We start from the raw sequence: 13,043 nt of genomic DNA, 5'->3' as shown, positions 1-13,043 counted from the left end.
GATTGTTCAAAAACCAACCAAAAGCAAGATAGGCAGCAGCAATATTTTTATTTTTTTCGGGGCACAGCCCCGATTCTCGCGCAAGACCGTTCAAAAGAAAAGACAAACTTTAATCGAATCGGGCAAATGATATCCATTATCAAAAACAAGTGAGTATCTCCCGCTTTAGTACCATTAAGTTCAGATTTTCTACAACAGACCGCTATAATCTTGCACCGGAAATAAAAACAACCATAACACCATGGAAAGGAAGCATCGCATGTCCATATCGAGCGTTGTGAAAGACATTTTCACAGCAGTCATACGCAAAATACGCGCCGCCCTGACCGGCATTTATCACTGGTTAGCCCACCTGGTAAAAGCCCTGATCAACCTTTGGCACAGACTTGGCCCCCGCTGGCTGAGAGTCCTCATCGTCTCAGTTGTTGTAATAGGCTTGGGTTACCAGCAACTGTCACGGTTCTTATCGCCCAATCTCACCCAGGAAAATATCTACAGCCTGCATTATTTAAATGACGGCTGGAGCCAGGAAGAGCGCGAACGTTTTTACTACACCCCGCAGGGCACCGAGTTATTCGGCCTGGAGTACCAGTGGTTTATTAATCTGGAGCTGCCCCTGTCTCACAACCGCCTGGCCTCGGAAGAGAACATGCGCGGCTGGGGTTTTGTGGTTGATCCCGGCCAGCGGCCAAGCAGCGGCAACCCCGGCAACCTGCCTGTGGGTATGGGAAGACATATCGACCCGGCAAGCGGCAAGGAAATTCTCGATATCGGTTGCGCCGCTTGCCACACCGGCGAATTGCACTATCAAGGTGCAGCCTTGCGCATTGACGGCGGCCAAGCGGTGCAAAGTATCCCCAATGCCAAGCAGGGTGAATTTATCACCACCCTGGGTGCCTCCATTATCGAAACGCTGTTTAACCCCAACAAATGGGATCGTTTTGCCACCCGCTTAGTCGGTAAAGACGAAGCGAAACGCGAACAGCTAAAACAAGATCTGTGGCAATACGCGGGTAAACTGAAACACTTTATTACCACCGCAGGCTCCCCCAAATTCTACCCGGTAGAGGAAGGCCGTGGCCGTACCGATGCTGTGGGGCGCATTGCCAATATTGTCTTTGGCTACGACCTGAATGCACCGGAAAACTTCCGCAAGGCCGATGCCCCGGCCAGCTACCCCTTCCTGTGGGATATCTGGCGCTTTGACTGGGTGCAATACACCGGCTTTACCAACCAGGCCATGGCCCGCAATGTGGGTGAAAGCCTGGGTGTACTGGCGCCACTAAAACTGGTCGATGAAGACGGTAACTTATTAACCGGTGAAGAGTTTGGTCAGTCGGCGGTAGATATCGACGGCTTGCACTGCGCCGAAGGTTTGCTGCGAAAACTGGAGCCCCCCAAATGGCCGGAAGAGATTCTCGGCACCATTGATACCAGCAAGGCCACCCACGGTAAGCAACTGTTTGCCGAGAATTGCCAGCGCTGTCACGGCCCGCACATTACCGATCCCTATTTCTGGCCTGTTGCCGATCAACAAGATCCCAATATCAAAGGCCAGATTGGCGTGAATTGGAAATGGGATATGGACGGTGAGATTACCCGTGTCGAAGACAAGCCCTTTCGTAAAGATGAACGCAGCAAGATCTGGGCTGTGCCCTGGATAGATTCTGAATCCATTGGCACCGACCCCAAACTGGTGGATAACTTTATCGATAACCGCTACGACGCCAGCAAACTGGTGCCAGGATCAGAACCTGTAAGCGCCGGACAGGGCTTGCAGCTACTGCTCAATGAGTTGGTACCGTTGATGTATGAACGCTGGGGTATTCCTACCGAGGATATTGCCGATTTCGACGGTTTAAATGTGCCCTTCCGCATCGAAAATATACGTGCCTATAAAGCCCGTCCACTACATGGTGTTTGGGCCACGCCGCCGTTTTTGCACAACGGTTCGGTTCCCACCATTTATGACTTACTGTCGCCTCTGCGTGAACGCCCAACCAATTTCTATGTCGGCAACCGCGAATACAACCCTTCACGTCTGGGTTATGTAACTGACAAACGGTCTGGAAGTTTCCACCACGATACCGCGATAGACGGTAACCGTAATACCGGTCACCTGTTTACCGATCTTGATATGCCCGGCCGTATCGGTCGCCTGTTGAGTGAAGAAGAAAAATTTGCCCTGCTGGAATATCTGAAAGTCATGGGCAACCCGGACTTTGATCAAGCCTTGGGCGGTGATCCACAAAACTGGGCCAAGTACTCCCAAGCACCTGAATTGGCGTTGATGCAGACCTCCTGCGAGAAATCCCATACGCGCCACCAAATCACCAAACCGGCGCAACCACATACCTTCTCCGTTGCCAGCACTACCCAGGAGAACAACTAATGAAAACATTTACCCGATTAGCCATAAACGCAGCCCTGTTAGCCGCGATACCTTTAAGCGCTAACGCCGAACAATCACCGATCATTGTCGATACCCTGGGTATGGATATTGCCCCGCAGGAAATTGAGGCGATTCAAACAGCCATGCGCCTGGGGCCGATGATTTCTGAAGCTGCCGAGAAGGTTAATGGCCTGCCCTACCGGCGCGATGCCCACGCCAAGGCCACCGGTTGTGTACGCGCCACCTTCAGCGTTAACGGCGATATCCCCGAGCACTTCCAACACAGCGTATTTTCACAACCCGGGCGTGAGTATCAAGCCTGGGTACGCTTTTCCAATGGTGATATGACCGTGCAAGCCGACAAAAAACCGGATGCCCGCGGCATGGCCATTAAACTGATCAATGTGGATGGCGAAAAGATTGCGCCGGAATTACACGGCCCCAAAACCCAAGACTTTGTCATGGCCAACACGCCGGCGTTTTTCCACCGCAATATCTACGACTATATCGAAGATATGAAATCCTTGGCCAAGCTTGATCGCACCGGTTGGTTTATCGGTCTGTGGCCACCGCACATTCACCCGAAACAGCTCTACCGGGCCAAGCAAGCGGTGTCTGCAGTGATCGAAACGCCACTGAAGCCACAATACTTTTCGATGACGCCCTACCAACTGGGCGACACCATCTTAAAGTTCTCCGCCAAGGCCTGCCCGGGCATGACCTTCGACAAGCCTGACAATACCGACGACAATGATTACCTCACCGAAGTAATGCAAAAACAGTTACAGACAGGTGCTGCCTGTTTTGACTTTATGGTGCAGGAGAAAAAAGCCGGTAAGGATATGCCTCTAGATGATGCAACTGTCATCTGGTCGGAAAAAGATTCGCCGTTTATCCCCATCGCGCGAGTCAATATTCCACCGCAAACCTTTACCAGCGAAGCACAGATGACCTTCTGTGAGAATATTTCCATGAACCCCTGGCACGGCGTGAATGAATGGCAACCATTAGGCAGCCTGAATCGCTCCCGCCGCTTGGTGTACCACGCTGTATCCCAGTTCCGTCACAATAAAAATGGCGCCAAGCAGTTTGAGCCTGACAGCTGGTGCATTGATGGTAAGGGTAGCTGCGATATCGATAAGATTTTCCATACCTATACCGACAAGCCGGAGATCAAATACAGCTTCGACTCCCAGTACTACCAGAATAAATAGTTCACCCCTACCCAGTTAAGGCGCCTTTCCAGGCGCCTTTTCTTTTTATAAGCTTGCATCAGGAATGCACTATACTAAATACTTAACTCCCCACTAATAGCTATAGACTATAAAGCACTATTAAAAAGCTATGAAATACTTAAGACGTACAAAACATAGTTTACCCATAGCACTGACATTACTAGGCATGCTGACTTTTGGCTCCAGCGCGCTCTATGGCGATGAAACGGCTAAACCAGTTTTGAAATTTGGTACCGCCCTTAACAACGAAGATGAGCTAATAAAATCAGCCAGAAAACACGTACGTAAACGCCATCAAGCGATTTACGACAGGCTGGGATACCAGGTGGAGCTTATCAACAACCCTTACTTGCGTAATATCCAACTGGCTGCGGACGGTTCAATCGACACCTTGGTCGTTATGACATCAGATATCGGTATTATGAATGTCAAGGAACTTCCCGAATCACTGATATTAACGCAAGAACCTCAGCACGCGATGGGCCTCAATTTAGCTGCACTGAAATCACGTGCCATTGAAATCAACAAGCTTGATGAGGCAAAGTCACTAAGGCTCGGTATCATAAGAGCCATCCCCTACATTGATCGTTACCTGTTTGGTTCAGGCTTCAACTATCAACAGTTTCCGGACAATACAACATTACTGCATATGCTCAAGGCAGAGCGCCTGGACATTATCCTGACCTCTTCGTTTCTACTTGAGCATATTAGCCCCACAAGTGAACTCGGCTTGGATATAGAAATGGTATATCCCATGGGGTGTGTCTATTTCTATATCGCTTATTCCGCAACAAGTTTAGGGAAAGAAAAAGCCCAAGCAATGGCCAACAAACATACGACTATTATCAGGGAGCTTAAACGAGATCAACCCGAATTATTTCATATGCAATGCCAACAAAAAAAGGCAGCCGAAGCTGCCGCAAGTCCAGAGAAATAATTCTTCGCCGTGCTATTTACGCAAACTCTTCTTATCGATCTTACCCACAGGAGTTAAGGGAATTTCATCAATAATGTTAATTTCTTTCGGTACCTTGTAGGCAGCCATATTGGAAGAGCAATAGTCCTTAATCGATTGTTTAATTTCCTCGTGATCGGCGTCCATAAAGGCAGGATCGAGCTGTACATATAGAGTAACTATCTCATTGCCAGGACGCTTTGGATCTTTCTTGCCAATAACCGCCGACATGGCAATCTCCGGCATAGACTGTAATTTATCTTCTACCTCTACCGAAAATACCTTATAGCCACCGACAATTAACATATCCTTGGCGCGATCACACAGGAATAGATAACCATCCTCATCAAGGTACCCTACATCCCCGGTACACATCCAAACTTTACCGTCCATTTCTTGCAGAGCATTGGCGGTTTCCTGCGGCAAGTTTAAGTAACCTTTCATGACCTGCGGACCAGATGCACAAATCTCGCCCGCCTCACCGACTGGCATCTCTGTTTTAGCGTCATCCAGACTGACGATCTTCACCTCGGTGCCAGGTACAGGCAATCCCACAGAGCCCACCTTATAGCATTGCGGTGGATTGGTGACGAAACAAGGGCTGGTTTCTGTCATGCCAAACAAGTCGGATATCTTGCCATCGCCAAGCTCCTGGTTTAAGGCCGAAAACGTAGAGCTCGTTAAAGGGGCTGCGGCCGTATAGGCGATTCGCAATCGTGAAAAATCAAGCTGCTTGAATAACGGATCTTGTAACAACATGTCATACAGAGCAGGCACAGCCCCCATTACCGTCGGAGGATTGGCTTGCATCTGTTGGCAGAAATACTCTGTATTCCTAGGGTCGGGAATCAACAGCATCATGCCGCCACACAACGCCGAATAAAACACTATGGATAAACCACCGACATGGAAAAATGGGAATGCACTGGCAACTACCTCTTCTCCAACCGTCCAAGGCGCAGCAGCAGAATACTGTAATGCATTATGCATAACATTCCTGACAGATAACTGAGCCCCCTTGGGTTTACCTGTCGTCCCACCGGTATACTGCAGCATAAACGTGTCATTCCAGTGCACATCTTTCGCTTGAAAGACACCTGGGCAGCCATCAACAAATGCTGAATAGGACATTAATGTCACGGCTTGGGAATCAGGAAGAGCAACGTCTCCCATTCCAGTTGGATCGGTAATGCTGCATAACAAAACTGTCGAAAGCGCCGCGGGAGGATTATCCATCGCAGCATAAATCCCAGCAAACAAATCCAGAGTCAACACTACCTTAATATTGGCATCCCGGATCTGAAAATCAATTTCAGAGGGTGACAGTAGAGGCGAAATGCTTGTAGCAATGCAACCTAACTTGCTGGCCGCAACCAGGGTAACAGCATATAGCGGGATATTAGGCAGATGGATACCAATAACATCCCCGGCATTAACACCATGATCGGCCAACGCATTAGCCAACCTCGATGCCATTGCATCGTAATCACGGTAGCTAATTTTAAGATTACCAAAAACCATAGCAGGCAATTCACCACGGATACTTGCGTGATTTTCAACATGCTGGGCTAATGTACGATCATCAAACTCGAGATTGATATCGCTCATATTTATATTGCAATTAGGTAGGCTTGAATTTTCTAAAATATTCATAGAAGTATTTTATATAACCAGGCAAAGACTCTGAAAAAGAATAAAAAAAGGGGCAGAGATCCCCCCTAAAGGCGAGACACAATCTCGACCGGAGAGACCCTAGTTCTCTTAGATCCACTATATTGAGCCGACCTGCGCCAATCTGTCACTTACCTTACATTTCAGCGCTTTATTTGAAGGTAAGATCATAAACCCTACTTGCAACAAAAGATCACAGCTGAATTACCGAAGAGTTAATGTATGAAAACTATAAAAGCAGATAACAGCATAAGAGAGAGTGACGAACAAAAAACCGTGGTTGTCGTGGTTGACCCCAGCCATGATCATCAACCCGCTTTAGACAACTTTGTCGCTATGGCATCCTCAGCGCCAAAGGACAAATTATTTCGACTGATTATCGTCCTGGCATCGACATCAAAAGAGAATCACAACAGAAAGACATTTAGTTTTTCGGACGCCTGGATAAACGATAATGTTCATCAACCCTTAACCAGGCTTAACATCCCCTACAACACAATCACGGCCTGGAGTCCTGAGTGGGATGAATCTATCCTGCATATCAACAAGGAATTTTCAGCAACCTTAACGATAATCCCTTACTATAGCGAGTTGCCTGGCAAGTTTTTAGCGGATGAAAAGTGGAAACTGCTGAGAAAATCCAGCAACCCGATTCTAATCGCTGCAGATCAGGATTATTCTCAAGTTAAGCGCATACTCTGCACTTTAAAGTTTCAGGACCAGTCTTATCGTGAACGCAACCAACGTGTAGCAGAAAAAGCGCAAAACTTTGCTGCATTGTTCGATCTGGAAGTTCATGCCGTTAACGCCTACAACGACTCAATGGAATTCCCTGACCGCAGTAATATTGCTCTTATGTCTGGTATCGAAAACAGCAATATTCATGTTAAGTGTGGTGAGCCTGAAGATGTCATCAGTGAAACAGCGGATGCTATTGATGCTGATTTAATCGTAATTGCCAACCAACAACGCCAGGGATTGAGCGGGGCATTACGTGGCAATCTGATTGAAAAAATCATCGACCGCATTGATAGAAGTATTTTAATGGTTTAACTGCAATCACGCATCTCTTCATAACGACGCCGATTGAGAGGGTAGTGCCACATAAGCGTTAGGATGATAGCCGCAAACATCAATGGTAAACCGCCAACCATAGCGCGTATAACCCAGTGCGCAGAATCATCCAATCGCGCTGTAGCAGGGTCAAACTCAGCAAGGCCAGCGAGGAAATAGGTAACCCCTACACCTAACCCAAGACCCAGCTTAAAGGTCGTCGTTAGAAATGAAAAATAGAGGGCAGTTTGAGAATCACCGGATTTCAACCTGGCCTCATCAACCACATCAGCCATGATGGCTCGGGGTAGCATTTGCGCTGCCCCCATGGGGAACCCAAACAAGATATAACAGAACACAGCCAAGAACAGCGATTCCACAGCCATCTGACTGGCTAAAATGGCAGCACAGGCTGTAAGACAGACTGCGATACAGAGGGTCTTATGTTTTTCCAATTTAGCAGACAAGTGAATAAAAACGGGCACCCCTAGCAAAGATGCCGTCAATGCCAATAACTGTAGCAGAGCCGCATGTCCATCCAGCCTTAGTACGATTTCCACAAAGAAAACGATAATAGCGGTTTGCGTACCTGAAATAAGTCCTACAAAAAGGTCAGCCGCAATCAGTCTTCGAAAAGATACATTCGCTAAAGCCCCCTTAAACGCGGCCCAAACAGGTTCTTTTGTCGGTGATACTGTGCCCTTGGCACGCGGTGCATAAAACCAGTTTATCGTTAAAGCGATCGGTAACAACAGTAAGATCGCTGCTCCCATGGCTCGAATTCTTAGCAATTGAATATTTTCTGTGTCGACAAATAACTCAATAACCGCAGGGATCACCAGTACTAGAACAGTACCCGATAAATTTGCGATTTGGATAACCCCCATCATGACGGAGCGCTCATGATAGTCACCGGCTGCCTCACTCCCCCAACTAAACAGGCCAACACTCATTAACGTCCAGGCGGCATAAAGGACGAGCAACCACATCATTAATATCGTTGTGTCGCCCGGTGGAGAGGCAAAGAATATTTTCCAAACAGCCAGGCTTAAGGGTAAGGCCCCCAGCATGATCCACCCCTGTTTGGGGATATAGACGCGGGTCTTTTCCATCAAGGCCCCGGCAAAGGGGTCACTGATCACATCAAACAGGCGACCTAATGTGAATATAGTGCCAACGGCAGCCATGCCAAGCCCCATATGCTCTGCATAATAAGGGGGTATAAATATGACCAGCGGCATCATAAGCGCGTACATGGGGATCCCAGGAACACTTAGTGCGGCCATTGCTTTTTTACTTAGCGCCATTAAGTCTACTCTTTGGCTTATTAAAAAAGGCCTCTCTATAACCTTTAAATAATATCATGATATGATCACTGGCTTATATTTGGTATACACTTCAGTTTAGGAGGGGCCGCCTATGGTAACTGACCTGTCTCGTCCAAGATATATTTGGATGGAGAAGCTGCCAGCCAAAGTACAAAGCGCTTTGCATAAGCAGATGAAAACCCTGCATTTAAAAGATGGTGATATTCTTTTTCAGCAAGGAAGTCAGCCCGAAGGCATTTATGAGATACAACAAGGCCGGATCAAAGCATTTGTCACCTCCCCCAGCGGCAAGCAAGTATCCCTCAATATATTTTCAGCCCCCGATCTATTAGGGGAAGCCAATATTCTTACCCATGCCCCACTGCCTCAAACAACTCAAGCGTTGGGCGATGCCCAGCTTGGCTTTATAAGCATAGATGCATTTAACAGTTTACGGGATACCTACCCGGAAATTGACGAAGCTATGTTAATCGGTTTCAGCCACAAATTGTTGTGGATGAATAATTACGTTATATCTATCTCTACCCAGGACTTGGAAACGCGCCTGGCAATTCGATTATGCCGACTGGTGACCAGAGAGCTGGATCCAGATACGGATAACACCAACCAACACTATCGCCTGGAATGCACCCAGGATCATTTAGCGGAATTACTGGGAGCCACAAGGCAATCCATCAATAAAGTCCTCAAAGCCTGGGAAGCTGAAGGGATCGTGGAAAATCAATATGGCACATTAATTGTTAACGATCTCCAACGGCTATCGGATAAAGCTAGCATTTCATAATACAAAAAACGGCGGGGCACATGGCCCCACCGTAAACTCCACACTTAATAACTAATCCTGAACTGTAACGCTACTGTACGCGGTGCCGAAAGGTTTGACAGTGCCACACCATCCGAAAGTCCACCATTGGTAAAGTAGTTACGAATATGTTCATCGGTTAAATTCTTACCGAGTAACGCCAGTTCCCAACCACTTTCAGGGTTACGTAACGCTACGCGCGCATTGACAACCGTATAAGCATCTTCTTCAGATCGTGGGTCCAGATCATCGGCGATATAGTGATCGTCGGTATAGTTCAGATCTACATGACTGTGTAATTCCAGGTTATTACCCAGAGCCACTTCATGATCCAAACCAAGGTTCCAGGTCCACTTTGGTGCCTGTGGCAGCACTTCACCACTGAGATCCTGTACCAATGCACCATTATCACTTTGCTCTTTGGTCGGTGTAGCATCTTCGAAACTGCCGTAAGTTGCATCCAAGTAAGACAGTGAACTGGTCAGCCTCAGCGCTTCCGTCAATCGCACAACACCATCTAACTCAATACCCTGACTGACGCTGCTGGCGGCATTACCCACCACAAATACGCCGGCGGCTTCAGAGTAGGAACTCACCTGCAGGTCTTCATACTCGGTACGGAACACCGCAAAGTTCAAGGTCGCACGACCGCCCCATAGAGTTGCCTTACCACCAACCTCATAGGCCACCGCTTCCTCTTCGTCATAATCGAAATCCGATGGCACAACGTCATACTCACCAACATCATCGCCCTGGGTTCCAGATTCACTAAAGCCGCCCGACTTAAATGCTTTACTGTAGCTTGCGTAAACCATTAAATCGTCATTGACGTCATACTGAAGCTTTAACGACGGGGAAAGGTTTTCCGCAGAGATATCACCATCAATCTCATGCTCGTAGTAACCTCGACTTTGATTAACTCCTACAGCGGCCGCATAGAGCCCCCCAGACAAGATCTCATCCAGAGGTGTTGACGATAAGTAATCCGTGAAAAGAACCTGACGCTCCCCCTCTTTCTCTTCCTTGCTATAACGCAAACCCAGCGTCCAGGCCAAAGCCTCGGTCTGGTGCCAGGTTAAAGAGCCATAAGCGGAATAGGTATCCGTGGTTTGCGAGAAGTCTGAGGAGGCTCCCAAGTGTCCTAATGGACCCGCATTTAAACCTAGCTGACGCCGTGTATCATACTCATTAGCTTGATAGTACAGACCCGCGATATATTCTACATCGCCACCCAGTTGCGAGGTTAACCGCAGCTCATGACTGACCTGTTCAAAATCCTGATCCAGCTGGTTGACACCAATATCTACTGGAGAAAAGTCCATATCCAGCATATCAGTGGTTTCAAACTCGGAATAACTGGCTATCCAGGTTAGATCGTGATTTTTAAAACCGTGATCCACTTGCAGGGTATAACTGTTACTGTCTACATCGGCGTATTCATCCGCTGAGGTAGAGCGGTGATAGTCATCAACCTTAAAATCAGGGTCTATGGCCTTATAGGTAGCCAGTTGGGCATCAGAGACTTCAGTAAAACTGAAATTCTTACCCTTCGTATTGGTATCAGCGGTTTCATACTTGAAGAACACATCAGTATCTTCTGTTGGCCGCCACAGCAAACTCATACGCCCTACAGCGGTCTTTGATCCAACCTCATCGCGGTCCTGAAAGCTGTTTTCCATATAGCCATCTGACTCGGCATATTTCAACGCCAGTCGACCACTCAGGGTATCGGTTAAAGGCCCGGAAACGATGGCCTGATGACTCAGCGAACCATACTCGACCTCATATTCAGCCGCATAACTCGCTTCAAGCTCATCGGTTGGACGTACGGTATTGATGGTAATAGAACCGGCTACCGTGTTTTTACCAAACAGAGTTCCCTGTGGTCCACGCAGGACTTCCACAGCGTCTACATCCAAAAATGGCGCCTGAAACTGTCGAGCCTTACCGGCATAAACACCATCAATAAACAAACCCACTGACTGCTCAAAACCTCGTTCATTACCCGAGCCCAAACCACGGATATAAATACCACTTTCAGTAGGCCCCTGGTTAATCTTCAGGTTAGGTACGTACGAGCTTAGATTTTGCAAGTCGGCAATACCTGCATCAGCAATGGTTTCGCCGCTGACGGCACTTACAGACACAGGTACATCCTGCAGACTTTGCTGGCGTTTTTGTGCGGTAACAATCACTTCTTCCAACAACAGGCTATCATCGGTTTCAGCATTAACCATCGAAGGTACTGCACTGCCTACCGCAGCGACGCTGAGTGCCAAAAGACACTTCCCTGTTTTCACACACCCCTCAATACTGAATTTATTATTATTCATACTGTTAAACTCTCATTTTACTTATTTGTAATTATTAAAAAATATCCATCGATTTACTGGCTATATCAGGCCTCCATCCTGAAACCATTAGTGAGTGATACGAAACTTCTGTACACGGCTATTTTTATCAACCTCGGCAGTGTAAAGATTACCTTCCGAGTCACTGTCCATATGATGCAAGGCATACAGCTCTCCCGGCTTATGACCTTGCGTACCAAAACTACCCACTACGTCCAGTGTTTTGCGATCCAAAAACCAGATCTTGCCGTGATCGTAATCGGGGGCCAGAATATATTTCTGTTCTTTATCCGCCGAGAAAACGATACGTGAAACACTTTTAGCTTTTGGCCCCTTGCGGTTAACAAAAGCCTGATTGACATACACACCATCAAGAGTAAATACCTGAATACGGCGATTATCGCGATCAGCCACATAGACAAGGCCATCATGGGAAACCGCTACACCGTGCACTGTGCCAAAACTCTTAGGACCAGGACCTTCTACCGTTAGCACTTCCTCTACAGGCACCTCACGCGGTAATTCAGCACCAGGCGCCCACATATCCTGAGGCTCTTCCCCGAACGCGCCCCATTGACGTTTGAACTCACCGGTATCGGCGTCCAAGACCCAAATTCGACGATTCGCATAACCATCGGCAACATAAGCCTCATTGGTTTCAGCGTGAACGAATACATCGGCAGGCATACGGGGGTTTTCGGGATCAGCGTTTCCACCACTCTCTTCGAAACCACCTTTTTGGAAAAGGAATTCACCGTTTGAAGAGAACTTCATAACGGTTCCGCCCATGCCATCAATACCGGTAACCCACACATTGCGTTTATGGTCAACGTGAATACCGTGCTCAATAGCTGGCCAGGCATAATCTTCCATAGGACCTTGGCTTGGGCCACCAAAACCTTGGACAAAGTTACCCTCGGTATCAAACTCCATAATTGCGGGTGCGGCATTGACACGCTTGTCTCTGGGCACCATCCAAGGGCGCGATAGAATCCAAACATGGTCTTTGAAATCGACCGCGATAGACGTCGGCCTTCCCATTACCCAGTTATTGGGTAGTGTCGGTGGAAATGATTTATCCAGGGTGTAGGAAGGCGTACTGGAATCAACTCGTCCACTGTTTTTTGACGATTCACTTAAGGAGCAAGCCACAACCCCCAAAATAACCGAAACAGCTGTAACAGCCAGAATTGATTTTTTTAAAAAACTCATATCAAAAATCCTTACTAAGACAAAGAGATCTGTCTAAAAAGTTA

At 47.6% G+C, this 13,043-nt stretch carries 9 protein-coding genes; 5 read left to right on the top strand and 4 right to left on the bottom strand.

Annotated features, from left to right (window positions below; translation table 11 throughout):
- The first annotated feature begins 259 nt into the window (after positions 1–259).
- From ACGHZ6_RS04400 to ACGHZ6_RS04390, 3 genes are all read left to right on the top strand, one after another.
- On the top strand, positions 260–2,392 hold the full coding sequence (locus tag ACGHZ6_RS04400) for a di-heme-cytochrome C peroxidase (protein WP_390617593.1): 2,133 nt from the start codon (positions 260–262) through the stop codon (positions 2,390–2,392).
- Positions 2,392–3,606 (top strand): catalase family protein, encoded by a 1,215-nt coding sequence (locus ACGHZ6_RS04395; RefSeq protein ID WP_390617592.1) that lies wholly within the window; start codon positions 2,392–2,394, stop codon positions 3,604–3,606. The genes ACGHZ6_RS04400 and ACGHZ6_RS04395 overlap by 1 nt, the downstream gene beginning before the upstream one ends.
- Positions 3,607–3,736: 130 nt before the next feature.
- Positions 3,737–4,564: a hypothetical protein gene (locus ACGHZ6_RS04390; protein WP_390617591.1), complete on the top strand. Its 828-nt coding sequence runs from the start codon at positions 3,737–3,739 to the stop codon at positions 4,562–4,564.
- A gap of 12 nt (positions 4,565–4,576) precedes the next feature.
- On the opposite strand, the gene ACGHZ6_RS04385 is transcribed toward ACGHZ6_RS04390, so the two are convergent.
- Positions 4,577–6,190 carry a class I adenylate-forming enzyme family protein gene (locus ACGHZ6_RS04385; protein ID WP_390617590.1) on the bottom strand — a complete coding sequence of 538 codons (1,614 nt, stop codon included), beginning with the start codon at positions 6,188–6,190 and terminating at the stop codon, positions 4,577–4,579.
- A gap of 285 nt (positions 6,191–6,475) precedes the next feature.
- Here ACGHZ6_RS04385 and ACGHZ6_RS04380 point away from each other — a divergent pair, with 285 nt between their 5' ends.
- Positions 6,476–7,306 (top strand): universal stress protein, encoded by an 831-nt coding sequence (locus tag ACGHZ6_RS04380; RefSeq protein ID WP_390617589.1) that lies wholly within the window; start codon positions 6,476–6,478, stop codon positions 7,304–7,306.
- On the opposite strand, the gene ACGHZ6_RS04375 is transcribed toward ACGHZ6_RS04380, so the two are convergent.
- Entirely contained in the window at positions 7,303–8,613 is a 1,311-nt protein-coding gene (locus ACGHZ6_RS04375; RefSeq protein ID WP_390617588.1) for an MFS transporter, read from the bottom strand. The two genes, ACGHZ6_RS04380 and ACGHZ6_RS04375, sit on opposite strands and share 4 nt — an antisense overlap.
- A 112-nt stretch (positions 8,614–8,725) precedes the next feature.
- On the opposite strand from ACGHZ6_RS04375, the gene ACGHZ6_RS04370 reads away from it, so the two are divergent.
- Positions 8,726–9,418 carry a Crp/Fnr family transcriptional regulator gene (locus ACGHZ6_RS04370; protein ID WP_390617586.1) on the top strand — a complete coding sequence of 231 codons (693 nt, stop codon included), beginning with the start codon at positions 8,726–8,728 and terminating at the stop codon, positions 9,416–9,418.
- A gap of 44 nt (positions 9,419–9,462) precedes the next feature.
- Here ACGHZ6_RS04370 and ACGHZ6_RS04365 read toward each other — a convergent pair whose 3' ends face one another.
- Positions 9,463–11,769 (bottom strand): TonB-dependent receptor, encoded by a 2,307-nt coding sequence (locus tag ACGHZ6_RS04365; protein ID WP_390617584.1) that lies wholly within the window; start codon positions 11,767–11,769, stop codon positions 9,463–9,465.
- Between the two features lie 87 nt (positions 11,770–11,856).
- Positions 11,857–12,999 carry a hypothetical protein gene (locus ACGHZ6_RS04360; protein ID WP_390617583.1) on the bottom strand — a complete coding sequence of 381 codons (1,143 nt, stop codon included), beginning with the start codon at positions 12,997–12,999 and terminating at the stop codon, positions 11,857–11,859.
- Between the last annotated feature and the right edge of the window lie 44 nt (positions 13,000–13,043).

The sequence above is a fragment of the Maricurvus nonylphenolicus genome (assembly GCF_042854845.1).
Lineage (GTDB): Bacteria > Pseudomonadota > Gammaproteobacteria > Pseudomonadales > Cellvibrionaceae > Maricurvus > Maricurvus nonylphenolicus.
This window is presented reverse-complemented; position numbering and strand designations above follow the sequence as displayed.